Source organism: Leifsonia sp. RAF41, from assembly GCF_052114085.1.
In the GTDB taxonomy this organism is placed as follows: domain Bacteria; phylum Actinomycetota; class Actinomycetes; order Actinomycetales; family Microbacteriaceae; genus Leifsonia.
Genome location: NZ_JBFREB010000001.1, coordinates 2,276,969 through 2,303,481, shown reverse-complemented (window position 1 = coordinate 2,303,481; position 26,513 = coordinate 2,276,969). Strand labels below are relative to the sequence as shown.

The 26,513-nt window shown below is 69.9% G+C and carries 27 protein-coding genes and 1 pseudogene; 18 read left to right on the top strand and 10 right to left on the bottom strand.

The window, feature by feature from the left end; genetic code table 11:
- Positions 1-17 precede the first annotated feature (17 nt).
- From AB4Y74_RS11100 to AB4Y74_RS11085, 4 genes are read left to right on the top strand one after another with little or no spacing between them, the layout of a single operon-like run.
- Complete coding sequence (locus tag AB4Y74_RS11100; RefSeq protein WP_441799139.1) at positions 18-692, top strand: TetR/AcrR family transcriptional regulator; 675 nt, start codon at positions 18-20, stop codon at positions 690-692.
- Positions 689-1,945, top strand: a complete 1,257-nt coding sequence (locus AB4Y74_RS11095) for an MFS transporter (protein ID WP_441799138.1) — start codon at positions 689-691, stop codon at positions 1,943-1,945. Before AB4Y74_RS11100 ends, AB4Y74_RS11095 begins: the two co-directional genes overlap by 4 nt.
- Positions 1,945-3,237 (top strand): amino acid deaminase/aldolase, encoded by a 1,293-nt coding sequence (locus AB4Y74_RS11090; protein WP_441799137.1) that lies wholly within the window; start codon positions 1,945-1,947, stop codon positions 3,235-3,237. Before AB4Y74_RS11095 ends, AB4Y74_RS11090 begins: the two co-directional genes overlap by 1 nt.
- Complete coding sequence (locus AB4Y74_RS11085) at positions 3,234-4,547, top strand: D-arabinono-1,4-lactone oxidase (RefSeq protein WP_441799136.1); 1,314 nt, start codon at positions 3,234-3,236, stop codon at positions 4,545-4,547. Before AB4Y74_RS11090 ends, AB4Y74_RS11085 begins: the two co-directional genes overlap by 4 nt.
- 93 nt (positions 4,548-4,640) lie before the next feature.
- On the opposite strand, the gene AB4Y74_RS11080 is transcribed toward AB4Y74_RS11085, so the two are convergent.
- Both AB4Y74_RS11080 and AB4Y74_RS11075 read right to left on the bottom strand, forming a co-directional pair.
- The gene (locus AB4Y74_RS11080; protein ID WP_441799135.1) at positions 4,641-5,525 is read right to left on the bottom strand and encodes a M48 family metalloprotease; all 885 of its coding nucleotides are present in this window, start codon (positions 5,523-5,525) and stop codon (positions 4,641-4,643) included.
- Between the two features lie 7 nt (positions 5,526-5,532).
- On the bottom strand, positions 5,533-6,099 hold the full coding sequence (locus AB4Y74_RS11075; protein ID WP_441799134.1) for a LemA family protein: 567 nt from the start codon (positions 6,097-6,099) through the stop codon (positions 5,533-5,535).
- Between the two features lie 163 nt (positions 6,100-6,262).
- Here AB4Y74_RS11075 and AB4Y74_RS11070 point away from each other — a divergent pair, with 163 nt between their 5' ends.
- From AB4Y74_RS11070 to AB4Y74_RS11060, 3 genes and pseudogenes are all read left to right on the top strand, one after another.
- On the top strand, positions 6,263-6,889 hold the full coding sequence (locus AB4Y74_RS11070) for a TetR/AcrR family transcriptional regulator (protein ID WP_441799133.1): 627 nt from the start codon (positions 6,263-6,265) through the stop codon (positions 6,887-6,889).
- Between the two features lie 33 nt (positions 6,890-6,922).
- Positions 6,923-7,427, top strand: a pseudogene (locus tag AB4Y74_RS11065) (ABC transporter ATP-binding protein); the annotation flags it as partial.
- 301 nt (positions 7,428-7,728) lie between these two features.
- On the top strand, positions 7,729-8,463 hold the full coding sequence (locus tag AB4Y74_RS11060) for an ABC transporter permease (RefSeq protein ID WP_441799132.1): 735 nt from the start codon (positions 7,729-7,731) through the stop codon (positions 8,461-8,463).
- Positions 8,464-8,497: 34 nt separating this feature from the next.
- Here the strand turns inward: AB4Y74_RS11060 and AB4Y74_RS11055 are convergent, their stop codons facing one another.
- Positions 8,498-8,938: a hypothetical protein gene (locus AB4Y74_RS11055; RefSeq protein ID WP_441799131.1), complete on the bottom strand. Its 441-nt coding sequence runs from the start codon at positions 8,936-8,938 to the stop codon at positions 8,498-8,500.
- Positions 8,935-10,164 carry a winged helix-turn-helix domain-containing protein gene (locus AB4Y74_RS11050; protein ID WP_441799130.1) on the bottom strand — a complete coding sequence of 410 codons (1,230 nt, stop codon included), beginning with the start codon at positions 10,162-10,164 and terminating at the stop codon, positions 8,935-8,937. The genes AB4Y74_RS11055 and AB4Y74_RS11050 overlap by 4 nt, the downstream gene beginning before the upstream one ends.
- 140 nt (positions 10,165-10,304) lie before the next feature.
- On the opposite strand from AB4Y74_RS11050, the gene AB4Y74_RS11045 reads away from it, so the two are divergent.
- The 6 genes from AB4Y74_RS11045 (at position 10,305) to ilvA (ending at position 16,988) form a co-directional block, all read left to right on the top strand.
- A complete protein-coding gene (locus tag AB4Y74_RS11045; protein WP_441799129.1) occupies positions 10,305-11,441 on the top strand; it encodes an ABC transporter substrate-binding protein in 1,137 nt (378 codons plus the stop codon).
- Positions 11,420-12,418, top strand: a complete 999-nt coding sequence (locus tag AB4Y74_RS11040) for an ABC transporter permease (RefSeq protein ID WP_441799128.1) — start codon at positions 11,420-11,422, stop codon at positions 12,416-12,418. The genes AB4Y74_RS11045 and AB4Y74_RS11040 overlap by 22 nt, the downstream gene beginning before the upstream one ends.
- Positions 12,406-13,263, top strand: a complete 858-nt coding sequence (locus tag AB4Y74_RS11035; RefSeq protein WP_441799127.1) for an ABC transporter permease subunit — start codon at positions 12,406-12,408, stop codon at positions 13,261-13,263. The genes AB4Y74_RS11040 and AB4Y74_RS11035 overlap by 13 nt, the downstream gene beginning before the upstream one ends.
- 1 nt (position 13,264) lies before the next feature.
- Positions 13,265-14,323 carry an ABC transporter ATP-binding protein gene (locus AB4Y74_RS11030; protein ID WP_441799126.1) on the top strand — a complete coding sequence of 353 codons (1,059 nt, stop codon included), beginning with the start codon at positions 13,265-13,267 and terminating at the stop codon, positions 14,321-14,323.
- Positions 14,324-14,406: 83 nt separating this feature from the next.
- Positions 14,407-15,678, top strand: a complete 1,272-nt coding sequence (locus tag AB4Y74_RS11025) for an AI-2E family transporter (protein WP_441799125.1) — start codon at positions 14,407-14,409, stop codon at positions 15,676-15,678.
- A 50-nt stretch (positions 15,679-15,728) separates the two neighbouring features.
- The gene (gene ilvA / locus AB4Y74_RS11020) at positions 15,729-16,988 is read left to right on the top strand and encodes a threonine ammonia-lyase (RefSeq protein ID WP_441799124.1); all 1,260 of its coding nucleotides are present in this window, start codon (positions 15,729-15,731) and stop codon (positions 16,986-16,988) included.
- Between the two features lie 18 nt (positions 16,989-17,006).
- On the opposite strand, the gene greA is transcribed toward ilvA, so the two are convergent.
- Together greA and AB4Y74_RS11010 are read right to left on the bottom strand one after the other, a co-directional pair.
- Entirely contained in the window at positions 17,007-17,498 is a 492-nt protein-coding gene (greA, locus tag AB4Y74_RS11015; RefSeq protein WP_441799123.1) for a transcription elongation factor GreA, read from the bottom strand.
- 137 nt (positions 17,499-17,635) lie between these two features.
- Complete coding sequence (locus tag AB4Y74_RS11010; RefSeq protein WP_441799122.1) at positions 17,636-18,037, bottom strand: DUF4307 domain-containing protein; 402 nt, start codon at positions 18,035-18,037, stop codon at positions 17,636-17,638.
- Positions 18,038-18,200: 163 nt separating this feature from the next.
- On the opposite strand from AB4Y74_RS11010, the gene AB4Y74_RS11005 reads away from it, so the two are divergent.
- Positions 18,201-18,494 (top strand): hypothetical protein, encoded by a 294-nt coding sequence (locus tag AB4Y74_RS11005; protein WP_441799121.1) that lies wholly within the window; start codon positions 18,201-18,203, stop codon positions 18,492-18,494.
- 9 nt (positions 18,495-18,503) lie between these two features.
- On the opposite strand, the gene AB4Y74_RS11000 is transcribed toward AB4Y74_RS11005, so the two are convergent.
- Positions 18,504-19,130, bottom strand: coding sequence for a LysE family translocator (locus AB4Y74_RS11000; protein WP_441799120.1), 627 nt, complete (start codon positions 19,128-19,130; stop codon positions 18,504-18,506).
- 103 nt (positions 19,131-19,233) lie between these two features.
- On the opposite strand from AB4Y74_RS11000, the gene AB4Y74_RS10995 reads away from it, so the two are divergent.
- Positions 19,234-19,686 (top strand): Lrp/AsnC family transcriptional regulator, encoded by a 453-nt coding sequence (locus tag AB4Y74_RS10995; RefSeq protein ID WP_441799119.1) that lies wholly within the window; start codon positions 19,234-19,236, stop codon positions 19,684-19,686.
- 18 nt (positions 19,687-19,704) lie between these two features.
- On the opposite strand, the gene trhA is transcribed toward AB4Y74_RS10995, so the two are convergent.
- On the bottom strand, positions 19,705-20,562 hold the full coding sequence (gene trhA / locus AB4Y74_RS10990) for a PAQR family membrane homeostasis protein TrhA (RefSeq protein ID WP_441799118.1): 858 nt from the start codon (positions 20,560-20,562) through the stop codon (positions 19,705-19,707).
- An 89-nt stretch (positions 20,563-20,651) separates the two neighbouring features.
- On the opposite strand from trhA, the gene AB4Y74_RS10985 reads away from it, so the two are divergent.
- The 3 genes from AB4Y74_RS10985 to AB4Y74_RS10975 all read left to right on the top strand — a co-directional run bounded on the left by AB4Y74_RS10985 (position 20,652) and on the right by AB4Y74_RS10975 (position 24,278).
- Positions 20,652-21,449 (top strand): isoprenyl transferase, encoded by a 798-nt coding sequence (locus AB4Y74_RS10985; protein WP_441799117.1) that lies wholly within the window; start codon positions 20,652-20,654, stop codon positions 21,447-21,449.
- Between the two features lie 116 nt (positions 21,450-21,565).
- The gene (locus AB4Y74_RS10980; protein ID WP_441799116.1) at positions 21,566-22,684 is read left to right on the top strand and encodes an aminotransferase class V-fold PLP-dependent enzyme; all 1,119 of its coding nucleotides are present in this window, start codon (positions 21,566-21,568) and stop codon (positions 22,682-22,684) included.
- Positions 22,685-22,913: 229 nt separating this feature from the next.
- Positions 22,914-24,278, top strand: a complete 1,365-nt coding sequence (locus tag AB4Y74_RS10975; protein ID WP_441800442.1) for a PhoH family protein — start codon at positions 22,914-22,916, stop codon at positions 24,276-24,278.
- 166 nt (positions 24,279-24,444) lie between these two features.
- On the opposite strand, the gene AB4Y74_RS10970 is transcribed toward AB4Y74_RS10975, so the two are convergent.
- A complete protein-coding gene (locus tag AB4Y74_RS10970; protein ID WP_441799115.1) occupies positions 24,445-25,851 on the bottom strand; it encodes a class II fumarate hydratase in 1,407 nt (468 codons plus the stop codon).
- 34 nt (positions 25,852-25,885) lie between these two features.
- Positions 25,886-26,482, bottom strand: a complete 597-nt coding sequence (locus tag AB4Y74_RS10965; RefSeq protein ID WP_441800441.1) for a carbonic anhydrase — start codon at positions 26,480-26,482, stop codon at positions 25,886-25,888.
- Between the last annotated feature and the right edge of the window lie 31 nt (positions 26,483-26,513).

Genomic DNA, 26,513 nt, shown 5'->3' with positions numbered 1-26,513 from the left:
AACCTTCAGGAGTCCGGATGACGCGCATCCCGGTCGCAGACCGACGCACGGCGCTGGTTCAGGCCGCGCTCCGCGTGGTCGCGCGCGACGGGGTCGCGGCTGCCACCACCCGCCGGGTGGTCGCCGAGGCCGGGATGCCGCTGGCCAGCTTCCACTACGTCTTCGCCTCGCGAGACGAACTGATGGCCGAACTCATCGAGGCAGCCGTCGCGAGCGAGCAGCGCGATCTTGCGCCCGTGCTCTCCGGCGACACCGGCGGTCTCGGCATGCGCGACGCGCTCCGCGCCGGGCTGCAGCACTACTTCGACGGCCTGCGCGCCGACCCCGACCGCGAGAAGGCGATGCTCGAACTCACTCAGTGGGCGCTGCGTGAGCCCGGATTCGAACCGCTGGCGCGGCGCCAGTACGCGCGCTATCACGAGGTCGCAGGGCAGGCCGCCGCCGGTGCCGCGCGTCTGACCGGGTGCGAGTGGACGCGTCCGCTCGCCGAGGTCGCGCGCATTCTGGTGTCCTTCACCGACGGTCTCACCGTCGCCTGGCTGGTCACCCGCGACGACGCAGCCGCGGCCGCGACGATGGACGTGGCCGCCGACGCGCTGGCCGCCCTCGCCCGCCCGCTGGACGCCTCCGCCCCCGCTCCCGTTTCCACCCTCGCTCCGTCGCCCCCCACCGAGAACGCAGGTACCCGATGACGAACACCTCGACGCCGGCCGTCTTCGCCGAGCCGACCCGCAAGGTCCCGGGCCGCTGGGTCGCCGCCTTCGCCGTCGCCTGGCTGGGCGTGTGGATGGCGCAGCTCGCGCCCATCCAGAAGCTGCTGCCCGACCAGGTGCAGACCGAGCTGAACACGACCTCGTGGGTCGACAACGTGGTCGCTTTCGGCGTCATCTCCGGGATCTCGGGCGTCTGCGCGATCGTCGCCTACCCGGTGACGGGTGCCCTGTCGGACCGCACCACGAGCCGCTTCGGCCGGCGCCGGCCGTGGATCGCCGCGGGCGCGGTGGTCTTCGCCGTCTCCCTGGTCCTCCTCGGGCTGCAGACCTCCATCGTCGGGATGGGCGTGTTCTGGTCGCTCGCGCTGACCGGTTTCTGCATCCTGACCGCCGCTCTGACCGCGACGATCAGCGACCAGGTGCCGGTGGATCAGCGGGGGTACGTCAGCGGCTGGATCAGTGCGCCGCAGGCCATCGGGATCATTCTGGGCGTCGCGCTCGTCACCTACGTCTTCGTCGGTGCGGTCGTCGGGTACACCGCGATGGCCGTGCTCCTGCTGGTGCTCGTCGTGCCGTTCCTATTCCTGCCGGATGCGGTGCTCGCGCCCGAGCTGCGCGAGCGGATGTCGCTGCGCGGCATCATCGAGGGGCTGTGGATCAGCCCGCGCGAGCATCCCGACTTCGGCTGGACGCTGCTCAGCCGGGTGCTCGTGAACTTCGGCAACGCGTTCGGCACGTCGCTGCTGCTGTACTTCCTCGAGTTCGGTCTGCGCGACCCGAACGCCGACGACGACCTGCTGATCCTCATCCTCATCTACATGGTGTTCGTGATCGTCTCGTCGCTTGTGCTCGGCCGGCTGTCCGACCGGCTCGGGCGCCGCAAGGTCTTCGTCTTCGTCTCGTCGGCCGTCCAGGGGGTCGCCGCGCTGCTGCTGGGCTTCGTCCCGGAACTCTCCGTCGCCTTCGTGGCCGCGGCCCTGCTCGGCATCGGGTACGGCTGCTTCCTCAGCGTGGATCAGGCCCTCGCCACCCAGGTGCTGCCCGATCCCGAGACCCGCGGCAAGGACCTCGGCATCATGAACATCGCGCTCGCTGTGCCGCAGGCCGTCGCTCCGCTGTTCGGCGCGATGATCGTCGCGGCCCTCGGCGGCTTCGCCGGCCTGTTCGTCCTGTCCGCCCTGTTCGCGTTCGCGGGTGCGCTCGCGGTCGCCCGAGTGAAAGCGGTGCGCTGATGCCGGACCTCGACCTCTCCACCCCGCCCGTCCCTTCCGAGCGCACCTGGACGACGCCGGAACTGTACTGGCCGTCGCTGTCGGCGGCGACGGCCCGGCTCGACCCGCCGCTCGCCGTTCTCCACCTCCCCGCCCTCCGGCACAACGCCCACGACATGCTGCGGCGCGTCGGAGGGCCGTCCGGGCAGCCGCCCAAGGCGATCCGCGTCGCCTCCAAGTCGGTGCGGATCCGCTCGGTGCTGGATGCGGTGCTCGCGTTACCCGGGTACGCCGGCGTGCTGGCGTACACGCTGCCGGAGGCGCTGTGGCTGGCGGAAGGGGATGCGGAGCACCCACCGATCGGGGACATCGTCGTCGGCTACCCGACCGCCGACCGCGCCGCGATCCGCCGGCTGGCGGCCTCACCCGAGCTCGCCTCCCGCGTCACCCTGATGGTCGACTCCGTCGCCCACCTGGACTTCATCGACGCCGTCGTCCCCCCGGGGCAGCGCGAGACCATTCGGCTGTGCCTCGAACTCGACTCGTCGTGGCAGGCCCCGGTGCTCGGCCACATCGGCGTGTTCCGCTCGCCGTTGTACTCGGCCGCATCCGTCCGCGAGGTCGCGGAGGCGATCGTCCGCCGCCCGGGCTTCTCGCTGGTCGGGATGATGGGGTACGAGGCGCAGATCGCCGGGCAGGGGGACAACCCGCCCGGGAAGCCGGCCTGGGGCGCGACGCTGCGCTGGGTGCAGAAGAACTCCCGCGAGGAGCTGCTCGGCCGGCGCGGTGAGGCCGTCGCGGCGGTTCGGGGACTCGCCGAGCTGGAGTTCGTGAACGGCGGGGGGACCGGCTCGATCGAGTTCACCGCATCCGACCCGTCCGTGACGGAGATCGCCGCGGGGAGCGGCCTCCTCGGCGGGCATCTGTTCGATACGTACCGGGGGTTCCATCCCGCGCCCGCAGCCGCCTTCGCGCTGTCGGTCGTGCGTCGCCCGGCGCCCGAGACGGCTACCCTGCTCGGCGGAGGCTGGATCGCCTCCGGGCCGCCCGGACCCGACCGCATGCCGAAAGTGGAGTGGCCGACCGGCCTCTCGATGGTGGCGCGCGAGATGGCCGGCGAAGTGCAGACTCCCCTCACCGGGGCCGCTGCCGGTGTCCTGCGCATCGGTGATCGGGTCTGGCTGCGGCACACCAAGTCGGGCGAGCTGAGCGAGCACGTCGACGCCTTCCAGCTGGTGGACACGGTCGACGGCCGCGCCCGCGTGGTGGGCGAGGCGGCGAGCTACCGCGGCGACGGGCAGGTGTTCCTGTGACGGCTGCCGGAGGACTCTGGCGCAACTGGGGACGCACCGAAGCGGTCCGCCCGCAGCGTGTTGAGCGGCCGGCCTCCGCCGAGGCGGTGCAGCGCGCGGTCCAGGCCGCCGCCGGCAAGGGGATGCGGATCAAGGCGGTCGGCGCGGGCCACAGCTTCACCGGCATCGCGGTTGCCCCGGGCGTTCAGCTCGACCTCGAGGACCTGAGCGGCATCGTGGATGTGGACCTCGAGCGAGGCCGCGTCACGCTCGCTGCAGGGACGCACCTCCACCAGCTCCCGAGGCTGCTCCATCCGCACGGGCTGGCGCTCGAGAACATGGGCGACATCGACCGGCAGACGATCGCCGGGGCGACCTCGACCGGCACGCACGGGACGGGCGGGTCGTTCGGCGGGCTCGCGACCCAGATCGTGGGCCTCACCCTCGTGACGGGGGAGGGCGAGCTGCTCCGGATCGACGAGACGCAGAACGCCGAGCTGCTCCCTGCCGCGCGCCTCGGTCTGGGCGCGCTCGGCGTCATCGTCGACGTCACGCTCCAGTGCGTGCCCGCCTACCTGCTCCAGGCGGTCGAACGCCCAGAGCCGTTGCAGGCGACCCTGGAGTCGTACGTCGAACGCTCGGCGGCTGAGGACCACTTCGAGTTCTACTGGTTCCCGCACACCGAGACCGCGCTCACCAAGACCAACACCCGGCTGCCGCTGACTGCCGAGCGCAAGCCGCTGTCCCGCACCGGGCGCTGGATGGACGACGAGCTGCTCGCGAACGGCCTGTACCGCGGCGTCTGCGCGCTCGGCACCGTGGCGCCCGCGGTGATCCCGCCCTTCAGCCGGCTCGCGCAGCGGCTGACCGGCAACCGCGACTTCGTCGACCATGCGCCGCGGGTGTACGTGACCAACCGGACGGTGCGTTTCCGGGAGATGGAGTACGCGCTGCCGCGGGAGGCCGTGCCCACGGCGCTCGCCGAGGTGAAGGCGCTCATCGAGCGGCGCGGCTGGCGCATCTCCTTCCCCGTCGAGGTGCGGAGCGCCGCGGCCGACGAGAACTGGCTGTCGACGGCGTACGGGCGCGAAAGCGGCTACATCGCGGTGCACCGGTACTACCGCGAAGACCAGCGCGAGTACTTCGCGGCGGTCGAGGAGGTCATGGTCGCCCACGACGGCCGACCGCACTGGGGCAAGCTGCACGGCCGGGATGCGGACTCCTTGCGGACGGTCTACCCGCGTTTCGACGACTTCGTCGCCGTCCGCGACCGGCTCGACCCGGAGCGCCGGTTCGAGAACGCCTACCTCCGCCGCGTGCTCGGGCCCTGACGCGCGGTATCCCGCCGAGTGCGACATCATGTCGCAACTCGACGCCCGAAGGAGCAACGACTCACCGCTCGGCACAACAGACCGGGGCGGAGACTAGAAGGTGCCGCCCATGGTCTCCAGGCGCTCGACGCGCTGCGGGATCGGCGGGTGGGTGGAGAACAGTCGAGCCATCAGGCCGGGCTTCAGCGGGTCGTTGATCCACAGGTGCGCCATCGACGAGTTCTGCTTGCGCATCGGCCGTCCGTACGCCTCCAGCTTGAGCAGGGCGCTGGCCAGCGCGTCCGGGTGACGCGTGGTCATGGCACCGGTCGCATCCGCCAGGTACTCGCGCTGCCGGGAGACGGCCAGCTGCACCAGGGTGGCGACGAGCGGCGCCACGATCGCGGCCGCCAGCCCGAAGATCAGAACGACCGGGTTCCCGCCGTTGTTATTGTTGTTCCGGTTGCCGCCGAAGAACGCCATCCGCAGGAAGATGTCGGCGATGAAGCCGATCGCGACCGTGAGCCCGAACACGATCATCCCGAGCCGGATGTCGTAGTTGCGCACGTGTCCGAGCTCGTGCGCCATCACGCCTTCGAGTTCGGCGTCCGTCATGATGTCGAGGAGCCCGGTGGTCGCGGCGACCGAGGCGTGCTGGGGGTCGCGGCCGGTGGCGAAGGCGTTGGGGGCCGGATCGTTCACGATGTAGACGGCAGGCATGGGCGTGCCGGTGGCGATCGACAGGTTCTCGACGACGTTCCACAGCCGGGGATTGTCGGCCTTCTGGATCGGGATCGCCCCCGACATGCTCAGCGCCTGACTGCTCGCCAGGTAGTACTGGAACAGGGCGTAGAGCACGGCCCCGATGACCACGACCACCAGGATCGTGTAGCTCTGGTAGATGTACGACGCCAGCCAGCCGAGCGCGCCGATGATTACCAGGAACAGCAGGATGATGAAGACGGTGTTGCGCTTGTTCCTGGCGATCGCCCTATACATCTAGGCCCTAGAACTGGACGCGCGGGGGCTCAGCGATCGCGGCGAGGTTGTCGACCTCGAAGAACTCGCGCTCGGTGAAGCCCAGCCGTCGGGCGAACAGGTTGTTCGGGAACACCTTGATCTTGGTGTTGAACTCGCGCACGCCACCGTTGTAGAACCGGCGCGACGCCTGGATCTTGTCTTCGGTGTCGACCAGGTCGGCCTGCAGACGCAGGAAGTTCTGGCTCGCCTGCAGCTGCGGGTACGCCTCCGCCACCGCGAAGATGCTCTTCAGCGCCGTCTGCATGTGGTTCTCGGCGGTGGATGCCTCACCCGGCGTCTGCGCGGACAGCGTCTCGGCACGCGCACGCGTCACCGACTCGAACACGCCCTTCTCGTGGGCCGCATAGCCCTTGACCGTCTCGATGAGGTTCGGGATGAGATCGGCGCGCCGTTTCAGCTGCACCGTGATGTCGCTCCACGCCTCGTCGACGCGGACCTTCAGCGTCACCAGGGAGTTGTAGGTGGCCCACAAGTAGATCCCGATGATCGCCACGATCACGACGACGATGATGACCGGAATGAGCCATTCCATGTTCGCAGAACTCCTTGTGTGCAGGGGGTGGATCGAGCAGATTCGCAGTCCATATCCTAGCTTCGGGGTGCTCTGCGCTCACCGCGTTCCCATCACACTCGAAGCAAGCGCCTCGGCGACGGACAGACGCGCGACAGGTCGCGCGCGGGTGCACAATGGCCTCGTGAGTGAGCTCGCCGAACGCCGTCGCCCGGGCCGTCCGCGCAAAGAGCGAGGCGCCGCTTCCGCGCGCTCGGCGATCCTTCGCGCCGCCGCCGACGAGTTCGCCGAGCGTGGCTACGAGGCCGCTTCGCTGCGGGCGGTCGCCCGGAGAGCAGGCGTGGATTCGGCGCTCGTCCACCACTACTTCAACGGGAAGGCCGACCTCTTCGCGGCCACGCTCGAAGTGCCGCTCCGACCGGACCGGCTGCTGGATGTCGTCCTCGCGGGCCCGCGCGACGACGTGGGGCAGTCGCTCGTCCGGTACGTGCTCGAGCGCCTCGACGACGAGAAGTCCGCGCGGCGGATGATCGTCGTCATGCGGACCGTGCTCGGGAGCGGGCCGGGGACCCGGATGGTGCGCGAGTTCCTGGCGCGCGAGGTGCTGTCGAAGCTCGCCTCGTTGAGCGATGCGCCCGACGCGGCATTGCGCGGTGAGCTGGCCGCCGCCCAGCTGGTCGGGATCATGATGACCCGCTATGCCCTCCAGGTCGAGCCCATCGCGAGCGCCCCCGCGGACGAACTGGCCCGACGGGTGGGCCCGGTACTCCAGTGGCACCTCTTCGGCAGCCCGGATGCACCGCTCTCTTGACGGGAGCCGCACGGGGGGCGAATAATTCAGCACATGATGAATTCGCCGGATGCGGCGGAGCCCGCCGTCGCGATCGAGGGCCTGCGCGTGCGCCGTGGCCGGACGGATGTCCTCCACGGGCTCGACCTCGACATCCCGCGCGGACAGGTGGTCGGGCTGCTCGGCCCGAGCGGATGCGGCAAGACCACCCTCATGCGGGCGATCGTCGGCGTGCAGAAGGTGAAAGCCGGCACGGTCTCGGTTCTCGGCCAGGCCGCCGGGTCGTCCGCGCTGCGACACCGGGTGGGTTACGTCACCCAGGCGGCAAGCGTCTACGACGACCTGACCATCCGCCAGAACCTGGAGTATTTCCGCCGAGTGCTCGGAGCCGGCCGCGCCGACGTCGACCGTGCCATCGCAGCGACCGACCTCGAGGAGCACTCCGCACGCCTGGTGTCGACGCTGTCCGGCGGCGAGCGCAGCCGCGTCTCCCTGGCTGCGGCGCTGCTCGGCTCTCCCGACCTCCTGGTGCTCGACGAACCGACCGTGGGGCTCGACCCGCTGCTCCGCGTCGAGCTGTGGGCGCTGTTCCACCGCCTCGCGGAGTCGGGGACGAGCCTCCTGATCTCCAGCCACGTGATGGATGAGGCGAGCCGCTGCGACCGGCTCATCCTGATGCGCGAGGGTGCGGTGCTGGCCGACGCGACGCCCGACGAGCTGCTCGCCGAGACCGGCGCGGCGGACGCCGAGGGTGCCTTCCTGGCGCTGCTGAGGCGCCGCCACGCCCGCCACGCGCTGCCCGGCGCGGAGGCGGACGAGGGGGGCGCCGGAGACTCCGCCGATCCCGAGGAGGGCGCGCGATGAACCCGACCCGGACGCTCGCGACCACCGGCCGCGTCCTGAACCAGATCCGTCACGACCCGCGCACCGTGGTCCTGCTGCTGATCGTGCCGAGTCTCCTCATCGGGCTGGTCGCGTGGATCTTCACCGACACCCCGGTCTTTCAGACGATCGGTCCGGCCATGCTGGCGCTGTTCCCCTTCATCGTGATGTTCCTGGTCACGTCCATCACCACGCTGCGGGAGCGGCGAACCGGCACGTTGGAGCGACTGCTGTCGATGCCGCTCGGCCGCGGCGACTTCATCCTCGGCTACACGATCGCGTTCGGAATTATCGCGATCGTGCAGGCGCTGCTCGCCTCGGGGTATGCCCTCTGGGTGTGCGGTCTCAACGTGAAGGGCGAGCCCTGGTTGCTGGTGGCCGTTGCGGTGACGGACGCGGTGCTCGGCAGCACGCTCGGCCTGTTCGCGAGCGCGTTCGCACGCACCGAGTTCCAGGTGGTGCAGTTCATGCCGCTGCTGATCTTCCCGCAGATCCTGCTCGGCGGGATCTTCCTGCCGCGTGACCAGCTGCCGGCCGGGCTGAAGGAGCTGAGCGACTGGCTGCCCCTGTCGCACGCGGTCGATGCGCTCAACGCTGTCGCGACGGATTCGCACGACGCCGCCTACGTCGGCGGCCAGCTTCTGATCATCGCCGCCTTCGCCATCGCCGCTGTCATCCTGGGCGCGCTGACGCTGCAGCGGCGCACGGCCTAGCGCCGCCGCCCGGCCCCGGATCGAAGGAGAGGGGTCAGGTGGTGGCGTCGTCGGGCGCCTGCAGCTCGGCCGTGCCGGTGTAGCGGTAACGGACGCGCGTGCCGGTCGTCGGCTCGTCGAGTCGACGCCACTCGGTGCCGACGTTGTCGCCGCCCACGATCGAGACGTCGCGGATGCTGTCTTTCGGCTGCCCGTCGACGAAGGACTGGATGACCTCGGCGTAGACCTCGGAGTCCGGGTTCAGCAGCACGGCCACGTAGTGGTCCGACTGCTTCACCTCGCGCGCCGGCACCCAGAGCCGCTCGTCGAACTGCACCAGCGTCTTGCCGTCCGAGGTGCCGCCCGGCTTCACGCCGGTCACGATGCCGTCGAGCCAGGTATCGCCGTCGTGGTACGCGTACAGCTCGCGCATCGGCGACTCGTAGTCGGCCTCGTCGGCCCCGTTCTCATCGAGGTAGTCCAGCGGTGACGTCATGTGCCGAACCCTACCCCCGGGCGCAGCGCGTCGGCGAGGAGCGGTGCGAGGTCGCCGCGGGCACCCTCGGCGACGGTCACCGATTCGAGCCCCTGCCAGGAAGCCGTCTCGTCGAGGAGGGGCAGGAGGCGGTCGAGCGTCGCGGGCGGGGCGCCCGGTTCGGTCCACGCCGACTGAACGCGCAGCACCCCCGCCTGGCGGTCGCTCTTCAGGTCGATGCGCCCGACCAGAGCGTCGTCGATCAGGATCGGCAGCGAGTAGTACCCGTAGACGCGCTTCGGCGCGGGCGTGTAGATCTCGATCCGATAGTGGAAGCCGAACATCCGCAGGGCCCGGTCGCGATACCAGACCACCGGGTCGAACGGCGACAGCAGCGCAGCCGCCTCGACCTGCCGAGGCTTCCGTGCGTCGCGGTGCATCCAGGCCGCGACTGGCCGGCCGGCGCTCTCCCAGCCGGGTACCCGCACCGGGATGAGGTCGCCCGCATCTTCCAGCTCCTGCAGGGCGACCCCGACGCGCGGCCCCTTGATCCGGTAGTAGTCGGCGAAATCGCGCGCGGTGCCGATGCCGTGAGCGACGGCCGCCCGGCGCAGGAGCTCACGGATGGCGTCCTCCTCGGACACCGTCCGGTCGAGCACGCCGGAGGGCAGCACCTGCTCCGTCAGCGCGTACCGGCGCTGGAATCGCATCCGCCCCGCGACCGCCACCTCGCCGAACAGGAACATCCGCTCCAGCGCCCGCTTCACCTCCGACCATCCCCACCATGGGCCGGTGCGGTGGTTCGCGTCGTGCTCGATCTCGCCCGCGACCAGGGGGCCGTTCGCCGCGAGTTCGCCGCGCAACCATTCCACGGTGTCGTCGTTGACGTCGAACCAGCTTCCCGGACCGCCGTAGCGCTCGCGGTACTCGCGCATCCGCCACGCGAACAGCGGCCAGTCCTCCTTGCGCATGAAGGCGGCCTCGTGGGCCCAGTACTCGGTGTGGGGGCCGCGGGCATCGAAGGTCAGCCGGTCGAGCAGGGTGCGGTCGTAGGCCCCGAGCCGAGCGAACGCCGGGAGGTAGTGGCTGCGTTCGAACACGTTGACCGAGTCGATCTGCAGCACCCCGAGCCGATCGACCAGTCCGTTGAGCTGGCGCGTGCCCACGACGGCGGGCCGCGGCCTCCCGAAACCCTGGGCGGACAGCGCGATGCGTCGAGCGAGTGCGGGGGAGACCTGTTCGACCACGCCTGAACCTTATCGACAACCTCGGACATCGGACGTTCACCGGTTCGTCACCGCTGCGCGGCCGCCCGGACGCCTGGCCTTCCTACCGTGGCGACGTCCGGGCGTTCCGCCCGGGCGACACCCTGCACTGGAGGAAACCCGTGATCAACAAGCGCGCACGTGTCGCCGGCCTCGCCGCCGCGGCAACCGTCGTCGCACTCTCGCTCGCCGCCTGCTCCGGCGGCGCGAGCGCCAGCTCCACCGACAACGCCTCGATCGCCACCGCCACGGACGCTGCGTCGGCCGGCGGAATGGATGCGCTGGTCGCCGCCGCGAAGAAGGAGGGCAGCCTCAACATCATCGCGACGCCCGGCGACTGGGCGAACTACCAGGAGATCTTCGACGGCTTCACCAAGAAGTACGGCATCACGATCAACCCGAGCCAGGACAGCGCCTCCAGCCAGGAGGAGATCGACGCCGCGAAGAAACTCAAGGGCCAGGACACCGCGCCGGACACGTTCGACATCGGCTCGTCGGTCGCGCTGGCGAACACGAAGTACTTCGCCGCGTACAAGCCGACCGGCTGGGACGACATCCCGGACGGCCAGAAGGAGAAGGACGGCCTCTGGAAGGTCGGCTACTACGGAGTGATGGCGGTCGGCTACGACGCCAACAAGATCAAGACCGCGCCGAAGTCCTTCGACGACCTGCTGAAGCCCGCCTACAAGGGCGCCGTCGCACTGAACGGCAACCCGACCCAGGCGGCCGCTGCGGCCGGAGCGGTCGCGTACGCGGACCTGCAGAACGGCGGAACGCTGGACGACCTGACCCCGGGCGTCGACTGGTTCTCGAAGCTCAAGAAGGCCGGCAACTGGAACGCGGCCGACGGCAAGCCGAACACCATCGCCTCGGGCGAGACCCCGGTTCTCCTCGACTGGTCGTTCAACCAGAAGGGATACGCCACCTCCGACACCATCAAGGGCGGCGGCGTGAACTGGAAGTACGTCGTCCTGCCGGGCACCGCGTACGTCGGCTACTACAACCAGGCCATCAGCAAGGACGCCCCGCACCCCGCGGCCGCACGCCTGTGGGAGGAGTACCTCTACAGCGACGCCGCCCAGAACGCGTGGCTGAAGGGCGGCGCCTACCCGGCGCGCGTCGACGCGATGGAGAAGGCCGGGACCGTGAACAAGGACGAGTTCCCGGGCAAGCTGGACAAGACCGCTGTCATGACCGACAAGCAGGCCACCGACGCCGGCACGCTGCTGGGCGCCAAGTGGGCCAACGCGGTCGGCTGATGACCGAGACCGTCACGGGCGCCGCGGCGCCCGCGGTCGACCGTGCTGCCGCCGGAGTCTCCGACACGGAGACCCGGCGGCAGCCGTCGTCGGCCCGGCCCGCGGGCGCGCGGGCCGGGCGCCGCCGCCGCACCGGTGTCGCCGCCGTGCTGGGGCTGACCCCCTTCGCCTTCTACGTGGTGATCTTCCTCGCGATCCCGACCGTCGTGGCCGTGGGCAGCGGCTTCGTGGACGGCGAGGGGCGGTTCACCCTCTCGAACCTCACCGGGCTGGCCGAACCGGCGATCGCGGGATCGTTCTTCGGCGCGTTCTGGCTTTCCGCTGTCACGGCGATCGTCGGCGCGATCGCCGGCGCCGCTCTGTGCTTCGCCATGCTGCGCTCGCGTCCCGGCGGGGTTCCTCGCTCGCTGGTGGATTCGGCCAGCAGCGTTCTCGCGCAGTTCGGCGGCGTCATGCTCGCGTTCGCGTTCATCGCCACGATCGGCGCGCAGGGCCTCGTCACCGTACTGCTGCGGAACGTCGCCCACATCAACATCTACGAGAACGGCGTCTGGTTGTACACCGTGCCCGGCCTCATCCTGCCGTACCTCTACTTCCAGATCCCGCTCATGGTGATCACCTTCATGCCCGCGCTGGAGGGACTGCGCCCGCAGTGGCTGGAGGCGACCGCGACCCTCGGCGGCAGCCGCTGGACGTACTGGACGCGCGTCGGCGGCCCCATCCTGCTCCCGTCCTTCCTCGGCAGCCTGCTGCTGCTGTTCGCGAATGCGTTCTCGTCGTACGCGACGGCCGCCGCCCTGGTCGGGCAGGCGAACAACATCGTGTCGCTGCAGATCCGTCAAGCCCTCATCAGCGAGACCGTGCTGGGGCGGGCGAATCTCGCAGGCTCGATGGCGCTCGGGATGCTGCTGGTCATGGTCGTCGTGCTGCTCGCCTACTCGGCACTCGTGCGCCGCACCGCGCGGTGGCAGCGATGACCCGGGCCGTCGACACCCGCCCTGCGCGCCGCCGCAGCGGGCAGCAGCTGCGGCTCGGCCCCGGCCCCGCCGTCCGTGCCGTCATCTGGACGCTGCTCGGGCTCTTCTTCCTCATCCCCCTGTTCTCGATGGTGGAGTTCACCCTCCGCACCGCGAAGCCGGGCGTGTACAACTTCGACCGCTGGGTCGCCGTGTTCTCGGGGGAGACCACCCGCTACGACCGCGTCTACCAGGGCCTCGGCAACTCGCTCGTGCTCGCGGTCGTGACCGTTGCGATCGTCCTGCTCGTGCTGCTGCCGACGATCGTGCTCGTCGAGTTGCGTTTCCCGAAGCTTCGCCGGGTGCTGGAGGCGGTCTGCCTGCTGCCGATCATGATCCCCGCTATCGTGATGGTGGTCGGTCTCGCGCCGACCTACGCCGTCGTCACGCAGATCTTCGGTTCGGGCGCCTGGACGCTCGCCTTCGCCTACGGCATCACCGTGCTGCCCTACGCCTACCGGGCCATCCAGAGCAACGTCGCCGCCGTCGACATGATCACCCTCAGCGAGGCCGCCCGCTCGTTGGGCGCCGGCTGGACGACGGTGTTCTCGCGCGTCCTCGTCCCGAACCTGCGCCGCGGTATCCTCGCCGCCGCCGCGCTCTCGGTCGCGGTGGTGCTGGGCGAATTCACGATCGCCTCGCTGCTCTCCCGCGTCAACCTGCAGACCTCCCTTCTGCTGGTGTCGCAGTCCGACCCCTTCGTCGCGGTCATCTTCGCGCTCCTCGCGCTGGTGTTCGCGTTCGTCCTCCTCGTCGTCGTCGACCGCCTCGTGAGCGTGCGACGGCGGCGTCCTGCGAAAGGCTGACATGACCGCCCTCGATTCCCCCGTGCTCTCCTCCCGTACCGGGTCCACCGTCGAGCTGCGCGAGCTCGTCCGCGACTTCGGCGGCGGAGCCGGGCTGTCCGGCTTCGACCTGGCGGCCGCGCCGGGCGAGCTCATCGCGCTGCTCGGCCCGAGCGGCTGCGGCAAGACCACCGCGTTGCGCTCGCTCGCCGGACTCGAACGGGTCGACAGCGGCAGCATCCTCATCGACGGCCGGGATGTGACCGACGAGCCCACCAACCGCCGCGACCTGGGGATGGTGTTCCAGTCGTACTCGCTGTTTCCGCACCTGACGTCCGGCCAGAATGTCGAGTTCGGTCTGCGGATGCGGAAGGTCGCCCCGGGGGAGCGCCGCCGCCGCGCCGCCGCAGCCCTCGAACTCGTCGGGCTCGACCACCACGCGGACCGGTACGCCCACCAGCTCTCCGGCGGTCAGCAGCAGCGCGTCGCCCTCGCCCGCGCTCTCGTCACGGAGCCGCGCGTGCTGCTGCTCGACGAGCCGCTGTCGGCACTCGACGCGAAGGTTCGCGTTCAGTTGCGGGATGAGATCCGCCGCATCCAGACGGCGCTCGGCATCACCACGTTCTTCGTGACGCACGACCAGGAGGAGGCGCTCGCCGTCGCCGACCGCGTCGCCGTGATGCGAGCGGGCCGGATCGAGCAGATCGGCAGCCCCGAGGAGCTGTACCACCGCCCGGCGAGCGCGTTCGTCGCCGAGTTCGTGGGACTGACGAACCGCCTGGAGGGCACGGTCGCCGACGGCCGTGTGCGAGTGCTCGGTCAGGAGGTGCCGCTCGCGTCGCCCGTTGCCGACGGCCCGGTCACGGCCTACCTGCGGCCGGAGGACGTGCTGCTCGCAGCGGACGGCCTCCCGGCGGTGGTCCTCACCACGAGCTTCCTCGGGGCGCTGCGCCGCACACGCGTCCGTCTGGAGGACGGCAGTGAGCTGGCCGTGCAGCACGGCACGCGCGAGCGGCCCGAGCCGGGCGAGCGGGTGTCGGTGGCGCTAAGCGGTTCGCCGGTGACGGTCGCGCCGCGGTAGCCGCGTGGCGCTGCCTGGGAAGGGGCTGGCCGCAATGCGCGGGTGTCGTTGACCGGGGGTCGCCCCGGCCTACACTGACGGGCATGCCAGACACCGACCGCCCCGTCCCGCCGCCCGCCCCTGCGCCCGGCCCCGGACCCGGACCAGCGGAGAACCGAGCCCCCGCACGCTCCTGGTTCCAGCGCCGCGGCCGCGCCCTCGGTGAGCCCGTCGAGGCCGTCGACGAAGCCCTCCCGCGCGGGATGCGGATCGCCGGCGCGTGGTCCTGGCGTCTGCTGGTCGTCGGGGCCGTCATCGCCGTGGTCATCTTCCTGATCATCCAGCTCAAGCTGATCGTCATCCCGGTGCTGATCGCGGTTCTGCTGGCCGGGCTGCTGGTCCCGTTCAAGGACTTCCTGATCCGCCACCGCTGGCCCAAGTGGCTGTCCATCCTCGTGGTGCTGATCACTCTCGTCATCGTGGTCGGCGGCCTGTTCTACCTCGCGATCTGGCAGGTGACCCGGCAGAGCGGGCAGCTCCGGCAGCAGTCGGTCACCGCCTTCAACGGGCTCCAGGACTGGCTCACCACCGGGCCGCTCGGCCTCAGCCACGATCAGATCGGCAACGCGTTCTCGTCGATCGGGAAGTCGATCCAGCAGGACGGCCAGGTCTTCCTCTCCGGTGCGCTGTCGGTCGGGTCCACGCTCGGGCACGTCTTCGCCGGCGCGCTGCTGGTGCTGTTCAGCACGATCTTCATCCTCATCGACGGCAAGAGCATCTGGGGCTGGATCGTCCGGGTGTTCCCCAAGCGGTCCCGTGCCGCCATCGACGGTGCCGGCAAGGCCGGATGGGTGACACTCCGGAACTTCGCCAAGGTGCAGGTCCTTGTCGCTTCGATCGATGCGCTCGGCATCGGCCTCGGAGCCTTCTTCCTCGGGCTGCCGCTGGTCATCCCGATCGCGGTGTTCGTCTTCCTCGGTTCGTTCATTCCGGTCGTTGGAGCCGTGGTCACCGGCGCGCTCGCGATCTTCATCGCCCTGGTCTTCAAAGGATGGGTGTTCGCGCTGATCATGCTCGGCGTCGTACTCCTCGTGCAGCAGATCGAGGGACACATCCTTCAGCCGCTGATCATGGGCAGCGCCGTGAAGGTGCACCCGCTCGCCGTCGTGCTGGCCGTGGCTGCCGGATCGCTGCTCGCGGGCATCCCCGGCGCCCTCTTCGCCGTGCCGTTCGTCGCGGTGCTCAACGTGATGGTGCACTACATCTCGAGCGGAGTCTGGCGCTCTGCACCCGCGGTCACGGCGTGGGACGAACCCGACCGCCCCATCTGGGAGACCGTCCCTCGACCCGTGCGGAGGCCACCGGAGAAGGGGTGACCGGTCGTTCCATGCGGTGCGGAGAATACGACCGCCGCTAAGCTGGCCCCGTGGAAATCGCGACGGATCACACGCGGACCCCGTTCGCCGGCCCCGGCCTGGACGAGTTCGAGGCTGCGCGCGCGATCGTCGCCACGGTAGCGCAGCCGACGCCGATCGAAAGCTCGCGGTACCTCACCGAACTGCTCGGCGCTCCGGTGCTGCTCAAGTGCGAGAACCTGCAGCGCACCGGCTCGTACAAGATCCGCGGCGCCTACAACCGGATGTCGAAGCTGACCGCCGAGGAGCGGGCGCGCGGAGTCGTCGCGGCGTCGGCCGGCAACCACGCGCAGGGCGTGGCCTTCGCGGCGCGAGAGCTCGGCATCCACGCGACGATCTTCATGCCGGTGGGTGTGGCCATCCCCAAGTTCCAGGCGACCCGCGCCTATGGGGCGGATGTCGTGCTCAGCGGCAGCTACGTCGACGAGACGCTGCGTGCGGCCGCCGACTTCGCCGCTGACACGGGCGCGGTCCTCATCCCTCCCTTCGATCACCGGGATGTGGTGGCCGGTCAAGGCACGCTGGGCCTCGAAATCCTCGAGTCGGTTCCGGATGTGCGAACCATCGTCGTGCCGATCGGCGGCGGCGGGCTCATCTCGGGCGTCGCCAGCGCGGTCAAGCAGCGAGCCGCCCTCGACGGGAGGCAAGTGCGCGTGATCGGCGTGCAGGCGGCGAACGCGGCCTCCTACCCGCCCTCGCTCGCCGCGGGGGAGCCGACGGACATCTCGCTCGTTGCGACCATCGCGGACGGCATCGCCGTCAGCAGGCCGGGCGCGCTGAACTTCGAGATCATCCGCGACGCGGTCGACCAGGTCGTCACGGTGTCCGAAGACGACATCGCGCGGGCGATGGTCGTGCTCCTCGAACGGGCGAAGCTCGTCGTGGAGCCGGCCGGTGCGGCGGGCGTTGCAGCCATCCTCGCCGGGGCGGTTCCGGCCGACGGCACCACCGTCGCCATCCTCTCCGGCGGCAACATCGACCCGCTCCTGATGCAGCGGGTGATCAGCCAGGGGCTCGCCGCCTCCGACCGCTACCTCAAGCTCACGATCATGATGCCCGACCGGCCCGGCCAGCTCGCGCGGATCGCGGAGATCCTCGCCGGAGTCAACGCCAACGTGGTCGAGGTGCTGCACACCCGGCACGGGCGCGGAATCCAGCTCAGCCAGGTGGAGCTCGACGTCAGCGTCGAGACCCGCGGTACCGACCACCGCCGTCACGTCATCGACGCCCTGCGCGCCGCCGGCTACGACCCCGTCGTCGACGACGACTAGCCCCCGCCTGGTCGCGGGCTACTGGCCGGTGTAGGTCTCGACCTTGGTGACCTGCACGGCGATCTGACGGCCGTTGGGGGCGGTGTACTCGGTCTTGTCGCCGACCTTGAGGCCGAGGATGGCGGAGCCGAGCGGGCTCTGCTCGCTGTACACCGGAAGGTCGGTGCCGGACGCGATCTCGCGGTTGCCGATGAGGAACACGCTCTCGTCGCCGGCGATGGTCGCGGTGATCACGGTGCCGGGCTCGACCACTCCGTGGCTTTCGGGAGCGGCGCCGACGGTGGCGCTGCGCAGCAGGTTGGTCAGCTGGACGATGCGGGCCTCGATCTTGCCCTGCTCCTCCTTGGCCGCGTGGTAGCCGCCGTTCTCCTTGAGGTCGCCCTCCTCGCGGGCTGCTTCGATGCGCTTCGCGATCTCGTTGCGGCCGTTGACGCTGAGCTCCTCGAGTTCGGCCGACAGACGGTCGTACGCGTCCTGGGTCAGAAACGAGACCTGAGACTCCTGAGACATGATGAAACTCCTTCGCGCCTGCGGCGGTCGCCACCGCAGCTGAACCCACCGCAGTTGAGCGCAGTGGCAGATGTGCCGGTTCTTAGCCGGTTCTAAAGTCGACGCCCCGGTCACAGCCGGGGCGTATCCGCACAATACTAGGTCAGCCAGCAGCTGTTGATCAAACCCGTGTTGGGCGTCATGATCGTCCGGATCGACTCCTTGTACGCGGTCAGACGCGTGTCGGATCCCGGCAACTCGACGATGCGCCAACCCACGATAGCGAAGTCTTCGTTGAGCGCCTGTATGGCGCACGTCACCGGCGTCCCCGGAGGGGCGTTGATCGAGAAGGAGATGTCGACGTGGTGGTCGTCCGGGATCGTGAAAGCGGTGTCCGTCGTCTCGAGGTTCGCCTGATCGTTGTCCCAGCCGGCCCAGAACACCCAGGCGGTGACGATGGCGACCAGCGCCACCAGGCCGCCGGTCAGCAGCCAGCGGTCGCGCCGCTTCCGCTCGCGCGTGCGGCCGTAGCGGGTGTCGAGCGTCGGGGTCGCCGTCATGCGTGCACCGCCATGCCGATCCAGCTCCGCTTCCCGCTCAGGGGCCTGCCGCCGGGCGACGGTAGGCTGAGACCAGACTAGGAGAGAAAGCTGTGAATGATGACGCCCGCCGCCTGCCGGCCGAGCTGCCCGAGACCGCCATCGTCGCGGGGGTGATGGCCGAGTGATCGCGGACGCCCTGCTCCGCGCCTCCGTCTGGCTTGCCGCGACTCCGACTCCGGCCCCCTCCGGCACGCCGGACGACGACTCCGTCACCCCGGGCGTGCTCGGATTCGTCGTCACGTTCCTGCTCGCCGTGGTCGTGGTGCTCCTCGTGCTCGACATGGTGCGCCGCATCCGCCGCGTGCGGTACCGCGCGGAGATCGCCGAGAAGTTGGATGCCGAGACGTTGGATGCGGAGCTGACGAGCGAGCCGGATGCCCGGTCCGACGACGGGCCGGACGCGCCGACGCGCTGATCGCACCGGTTACAGCCCCTGCGCCACCCGCTCCGCCAGGAGCGCGACCCCGATGAGCGTCATGGCGATCGCGGAGACGCGCGCCATCACGATCGTTCCTCGCGGCCGCGCTGCCAGCAGCTTCCGCGCGAGCACCGCGACGGTCAGGTAGACGACGGCGCAGGTCGCCACGAACAGTCCGCCGAGCAGCAGCATCTGCGCGGCCGGCGCCCATCCACCGCTCGCCGTGGTGAACTGCGGCACGAGCGCAACCAGCACGAGAAGGCCCTTGGGGTTGAACCCGCTGACGCCTGCACCACGCAGGAACGACGTCAGCGGTGAAGCCGCCGTCTCGGTCGAGTGGGCGGTCACCGGCCCGGCAGACCGGACCAGACCGCTGATCCCGAGCCAGAGCAGATAGAGCGCCCCGCCGACGGTGAGCGCATCCAGCAGCAGAGGGTTGGCGGCGACGAGCGCGCCTAGTCCGACCGCCACGGCCACCACGACCATCAGGTAGCCGAACAGGATGCCGCCGATCGACGGCAGGAGCGCCCGACCACCGAGCCCCGCGGTGACGGCGTAGGCCCAGTCGGCGCCGGGCGTGCAGACGAGGAGGGCAGCAACGGCCCAGAAGCCGATGACGAGCGCCGGATCCATAGCCGCTCCTTCCGTTCGTGTCACCGGAAAGCTATGCCGTCGGCGGCCGAAAGTGCTTGCGACTTCTGGGTCTTTGTGCACTGATTGTGGAAGAATCTCCCGCATGGATGCCATCGATCGAGAGATTCTTGCGGCACTGCAGGAGGATGGCCGACTGAGCCTCACCGACCTGGCCGCCCGGGTCGGCCTGACGCTGTCCCCGTGCCACCGTCGCGTGCGCGAACTGGAGAGCGCGGGCGTCATCGAGCAGTACCGCGCGGTCGTCTCGCCGGCGGCCGTCGGTCTCGACTTCGAGGCGATCGTGTTCGTGACCATCGCCCGCACCGACCCGGACACGGTCACCGCATTCGAGGAGGGTGTGCTCGCCATCCCGAACATCGTGCAGGCCGAGCGGCTGTTCGGCGACCCGGACTACATGCTGCGCGTGCTCACCGCCGATCTGACCGGCTATCAGCAGCTGTTCGACGGGCCGCTCGGCGCTCTTCCGGGCGTCCGCAAGCTGTCGTCCACCCTCGTCATGAAGCAGGTGACCGGGCGGCGCGCCCTGCCGACCTGAGCGCCGCGGAGGTGCGGGTCAGCCGACGTTGTAGGCCGGGTCCATCGCGATCAGGAGCACCGCCGTCCAGTGGCACAGGAACGCCAGCACGGTCAGCGTATGGAAGATCTCGTGGAACCCGAAGCGCCCCGGGAACGGGTTGGGCCGCTTCATCCCGTAGATGACGGCGCCGATCGTGTAGAGGATGCCACCCACGATGACAAGGACCATCATCGCCGCGTTCGCGTTGAACAGGTCGACGATGTACATCATTGCGGCCCAGCCGAGGGCCACATAAAGCGGAACGTACAGCCAGCGCGGGGCGTTGATCCAGAACACCCGGAAGGCGATGCCGAGGAGCGCCCCGGCCCACACCAGGCAGAGCAGGAGGATGCCTTTGCTCGGCGGCAGGGCGAGCACCGCAAGCGGCGTGTATGTGCCCGCGATCAGCAGGAAGATGTTGGCGTGGTCGATGCGCTTCAGCAGGACCTTCATCCGCGGTCGCCAGTCGAAGCGGTGGTAGAGCGCGGAGTTGCCGAAGAGCAGCATGGAGGTCACCATGAAGACCGCGGACGCCCACTTGGCCGGTGCACCGTGCGCGAGTGAGATCAAAGCGATTCCGGAGACGACAGTGACCGGGAAGGTGCCCGCGTGGATCCATCCGCGCCAGGTCGGCTTGACCTCGCCCGGGTCGGCGGGGGAGGCATCGAGCAGGGGGATGTTCGGGAGCTCCTGGCCCCTGTCGCGCGCTTCGCGCTCGTCCGCCTGCACGGCTGCGTCGGACGCGTCGAGTGCGCTCGTCGGCTCCCGCAGGAGCTCCGCGACATCCTCACCCGCGCGCGCGCCGGCGCGCTCTCCGTCCGGTTGGGCGGGGTCCGTGCTGTTGCGGGGCGACATGCGACAAGCGTACGGGAGGAGGGTGCCCGGATGCTGTGAGCAGCGGACACCGGGAGCCGCTTCCCGGACGGTGGCGCTAACGTAGCAGCGTGAGCAGAAGCGCATCGCCGGGCGGTCGGCTGGAGGCCAGCGGGCTGCTCTATGGGCTGTATCAGAAGCGTCTTCGCCGGGCTCTCAACCGCGATGCCATGCCGAAGCACGTCGCGATGATCATCGACGGGAACCGGCGCTGGGCGCGCCAGGCGGGGCTCACCACCGTGGCGCACGGGCACCGGGCGGGCGCGGCGAAGATGCGTGAGTTCCTGGAGTGGTGCGACGAGCTCGGGATCGAGGTCGTCACCCTCTACCTGCTGTCCTCGGACAACCTGACGAACCGCGAGAGCGGCGAGCTCGGTGACCTCATCGAGATCATCGCCCAGCTGGCCGACGACGTGTCCCACTACCGCGACTGGCGGGTGAAGCACGTGGGCCTCACCGCTGCGCTGCCCGTCCGGCTGGTGGAGGCGCTCGCCGATGCTGAGAAGCGGACCGCGGACAACCACGGGATGCACATCAACCTCGCCGTGGGCTACGGCGGTCGCAAGGAGATCACCGACGCGATGCGCAGCATCGTGGCCGCGCACCAGGCCGACGGAGGCAGCCTGGAGACGCTGGCCGACCTCCTGACGCCGGACCTCATCGGCGAGCACCTGTACACCGGCGGCCAGCCCGATCCCGACCTCGTCATCCGCACCTCGGGGGAGCAGCGGCTCAGCGATTTCATGCTCTGGCAGAGCGCGCACAGCGAGTTCTACTTCGTCGAGGCGCTCGGCCCCGACCTGCGCGAGGTCGACTTCCTGCGCGCGGTGCGGGACTACTCCCGCCGCCAGCGCCGTTTCGGCGGCTGACGCTCACCCCCTCCTCGGGTCCGCCGCGGCTGCCGTCGAGCACAGGAAGACTGTTGCTGGACGACCGTTTCCGCAACAGATTTCCTGTGCTCGGCGGCGTCGGCCAGAATCGGAGGGTGACGACGATCGAGGAGTTCGCCCGCGGGTTCGGAGAAGAGCCCGGATATCTGGACTATGGACGGGTCGGACCGCTGTCCGCGACAGTCCGCGCCGAGGTCACGGGACAGTGCGAGATCCTGTCGAAGGCGCGGTTCGGCACGATTGCGCGGATGGGCCAGGAGGACCAGCGGGTACGTGACGCGGTCAGCGAGCTCACGCGTTTTCCGGCCGACCAGGTCGTTTTCCAGCCGAACGCCTCCAGCGGGCTGCTGCACGCCGCCTTCGGCCTGACCGGCGGCGACGTGCTCGTGTCGCTCGCCGAGTTTCCGTCGCTGACGTACGCCGCTGAGCGCGCCGCCCAGGCACTCCGCGTGATCACCCCGGTGTGGCTGGAGACGGACCACGACCGCGTGACGCCCGCGCGCATCCGGGAGCAGCTCACCGACAGCACGGCCGCTGTCATGGTGAGCCTCGTCGACTCGCGCACCGGCTACCTCGCCGATATCGACGGCATCCGCCAGGTCATCGGGGACCGCCTGCTGATCGTGGATGCGATCCAGGGCTTCGGCGTCGTGGACGCCCCGTGGGAGGTGGCCGACGTCGTCGTCTCCGGTGGGCAGAAGTGGATGCGCTCCGGCTGGGGCACCGGCTTCCTCGCCCTCAGCGAGCGCGCGATCGACCACCTGACGCCGGTCTTCAGCGGGTGGACCGGTTCCGGGCCGGAGCAGCCCTGGGACGAGGTGCGGGAGCCGGTGCATGGCGCTGCGGCGTTCTCGATCTCGAACCCGGACCTCGTCGCCGAGGCGCGTTTCGCGGCCGCCCTTGAAGAGGTCGCCGAGGTCGGGGTGGATGCGGTCGCGGCCGCCGTCTCCGACAACGTCGAACAGGTGCTCCAGTTGGCCGACGAGTTCGCCGTCCCGGTCACCTCGTCGCGCAGCCCCAACGAGCGGGCGGGGATCATCGTGCTGGAACCGCTGCCGGAGCAGCTGACCGCGCTCGGCGCATCCCTCTTCAATCACGGGGTCACGGCGACGGTGCGGGCGACGAACGCGCGCATCAGCGTCCACGCCGGGACCACTGCTGAGACGCTCGACATGGTGCGGGCGGCCTTCACCTCGTACGCATCCGTCTCCTGAGGGACGCGTCTCGCCGGACGGTGGATGGCAACCTCCACAACTGGGGGCGAATGTTCACCTGAACGAAACACGACACGCGGCCACGCCTCGGGGGAGGGCCGCCGGCCGGGCGTAGTTTCAAGCCATCGGGCACCGCGCCCGATCGAGACGGCCACGTAAGTTCGTTTCGAAACCAGCGGCCGTCTCGCCAGTGAGATCCGCCGGCTCCCGAGGGAGCGGCGGGGTGGGAGTGGTCGTGGCGGAATCAACAACCCGACAGGCAGCAACCCGGTCGAACGAGTCGGCACCAGGGGCGGCGAAGACGGATGAGCGCACGTATGTGCTCGACACGTCCGTCCTCCTCTCCGATCCGAAGGCCATCTTCCGTTTCGCGGAGCACGCTGTCGTCATCCCCGTGATCGTCGTCAGCGAACTCGAGGGCAAGCGCAACGACCCCGAGATCGGGTACTTCGCGCGGCAGGCGCTGCGGAACCTCGACGAACTGCGGGTGCAGCACGAGCGGCTCGACTTCCCGATCCCCGTCGGCGACGGTGGCTCCTTGCGGGTCGAGCTCAATCACTCCAACATGTCCGTCCTCCCGAGCGGGCTGCAGCTCGGCGACAACGACTCCCGGATTCTGGCGGTCGCCCTCAACCTGTCGCACGACGGGCTCGACGTCACGGTCGTCTCCAAGGACCTCCCGCTCCGCGTCAAGGCCGCCTCGATCGGCCTGGCCGCCGAGGAGTACCGGCACGAGCAGGTCGTCGACTCCGGGTGGACCGGGATGGCCGACATCAGCCTCGGCAGCGACCAGATGGCGGCGCTGTACGACGACGAGTGGATGCGCAGCGACCAGGCGGCCGGGCTTCCGATCAACACCGGGCTCGTCATCCACTCGGATCGCGGCTCGGCGCTCGGCCGCGTGGTGGCGGAGGGCGAGGTCAAGCTGGTGCGCGGTGATCGCGACGTCTTCGGGCTGCACGGACGCTCGGCGGAGCAGCGCCTCGCGATCGACCTGCTGCTCGACCCGGAGATCGGCATCCTCTCGCTCGGCGGCCGGGCCGGAACCGGCAAGTCGGCGCTCGCGCTCTGCGCGGGACTCGAGGCCGTCCTGGAGCGCCGGCAGCACAAGAAGATCATGGTGTTCCGCCCGCTGTACGCGGTCGGCGGCCAGGAGCTCGGCTACCTGCCCGGCGACGCGAGCGAGAAGATGAACCCGTGGGGCCAGGCGGTGTTCGACACGCTCGGCGCGCTGGTGTCGCAGAACGTGCTGGACGAGGTGCTGGACCGCGGCATCCTGGAGGTGCTGCCGCTCACGCACATCCGCGGCCGGTCGCTGCACGACGCGTTCGTGATCGTCGACGAGGCGCAGTCGCTGGAGCGGAACGTGCTGCTCACGGTGCTGAGCCGGGTCGGACAGAACTCGCGAGTGGTCCTGACGCACGACGTCGCTCAGCGCGACAACCTGCGCGTCGGCCGCCACGACGGCGTCGCCAGCGTGATCGAGACCCTCAAGGGCCACCCGCTCTTCGCGCACGTCACCCTGACGCGCTCGGAGCGTTCCGCGATCGCCGCGCTCGTCACCGAGATGCTCGAGGCCAACGAGCTCGCCTGACCCCATCCATCGGTTCCTCGATTAATCCGGTGACACGCCGTGCGAACGCTGATTAATCGAGGAACCGTTGGAGGGCGGATCCTCTACGAAGCTCGGGCGCGGCTCCCAGTCGCGGCCGTGGAACAGTCCGTCGATCTCCTGTGCTCGGCGGCTAGCGGCGGAGGGGTCAGCCGGGGTGGGTCATCGAGAGGACGTCGAGAGCGGCGTCCAGCTGCTCGAGGGTCACCTCGCCGCGCTCGACGAAGCCGAGGTCGATGACGGCCTCACGGACGGTCATGCCCTGGGCCACGGCGTGCTTGGCGACCTTCGCGGCGGCCTCATAACCGATGACGCGGTTGAGCGGGGTCACGATCGACGGGCTCGACTCGGCGAAGGCGCGGGCGCGCTCGAGGTTGGCCTCCAGGCCCCGGATGGTCTTGTCGGCGAGCACCCGGCTGGCCTGGGTCAGCAGGCGGATGGACTCCAGCAGGGCGGTGCCCATGACCGGGATGGCGACGTTCAGCTCGAAGAGGCCCGAGGCACCGCTCCAGGCGATCGTCGCGTCGTTTCCGATCACGCGGGCGGCGACCATCAGCACGGCCTCCGGGATGACCGGGTTGACCTTGCCCGGCATGATCGACGAGCCGGGCTGGAGGTCAGGGATGCGCAACTCGCCCAGACCGGTGTTCGGGCCCGAGCCCATCCAGCGCAGGTCGTTGGAGATCTTCGTCAGCGAGACGGCGATCGTGCGCAGGGCGCCGGATGCCTCCACCAGCGCGTCGCGGTTGGCCTGCGCTTCGAAGTGGTTGCGCGCCTCGGTGATCGGCAGCTCGGTCTCCTGCGTCAGCAGTTCGATGACGAGCTGCGGGAAGCCGAGCGGCGTGTTGATGCCGGTGCCGACCGCGGTGCCGCCGAGCGGGACCTCCGCAACGCGGGGGAGGGCGGCGCGGATGCGCTCGATGCCGTAGCGGACCTGGGCGGCGTAGCCGCCGAACTCCTGGCCGAGGGTGACCGGCGTCGCGTCCATGAGGTGCGTGCGTCCGCTCTTCACGGCCTCCGCCCACAGTTCCGCCTTCTCTTCGAGCGCGACCGAGAGGTGGTCGAGGGCGGGGATCAGCTCGTCGGTGAGCGCGCCGGTGACGGCGATGTGCACCGACGTCGGGAAGACGTCGTTGGACGACTGCGACGCGTTGACGTGGTCGTTCGGGTGCACCGGACGGCCGAGGCGGGCGGACGCGAGCGTCGCCAGCACCTCGTTCATGTTCATGTTCGACGATGTGCCGGATCCGGTCTGGTAGACGTCGATCGGGAACTCGGCGTCGTGAGCACCGGCCGCCACCTCGTCGGCGGCGGAGGCGATCGCGTCCGCCACATCCTGGTCGAGCACGCCGAGGCGGGCGTTCGCCAGCGCAGCCGACTTCTTGATGCGCGCGAGCGCCGCGATCTGTGCGGGCTCGAGCACCGACCCCGAGATCGGGAAGTTTTCGACGGCGCGCTGCGTCTGCGCGCTGTACAGGGCGTACTTGGGGACGCGCACCTCGCCCATCGTGTCGTGCTCGATGCGGTATTCGGCGTCCGCCTGGGTGTCCACCACGGTGTGTATTTCCTTTCTGTTAGCGGAGTGGGAGTCAGTCGCGCAGGCCGACGACGACGTCGGGGACGACCCGGCCCTCCGCGAGCCGGTAGTTGGCGCCGACGATCGCGAGAGTGTTCTCGGCGACCGCGGAAGAGATGATCTCGGACTGCGCGAGCAGCTCGGCGACGGTGTCGCGCAGGTGCTCGCGACCCACCTCGCCGGCGTCGACCGCTGCGGGGTCGACTGCGCCGTCGCCCGCGACGCGACGAACGGCGGGGACGATCGGGGCGATGAGCTGCGCGATGTGCGGCGGGAGCGGGTCTGCATCTTCCGCCTGCGAGTCGATGGCCGCGGCGACCGCGCCGCAGCTGTCGTGGCCGAGCACCAGGATGAGCGGGACCTTCAGCACCGCCACCGCGTACTCCAGCGAGCCGATCTCCGACGCCGAGACGACCTGACCGGCGTTGCGCACCACGAAGGCGTCTCCGAGCCCCATGTCGAAGATGATCTCCGCCGAAAGCCGGGAGTCGGAGCATCCGAAGATCGCGGCGACGGGCTCCTGGCCTCCGGCGACCGTCGTGCGGCGCTCCACATCCTGATGCGGATGCTGCGGCTCGCCCGCGACGAAGCGAGCGTTGCCGTCGAGCATGGCGGTCCAGACTTTTCCGGGGCGCGTGGTG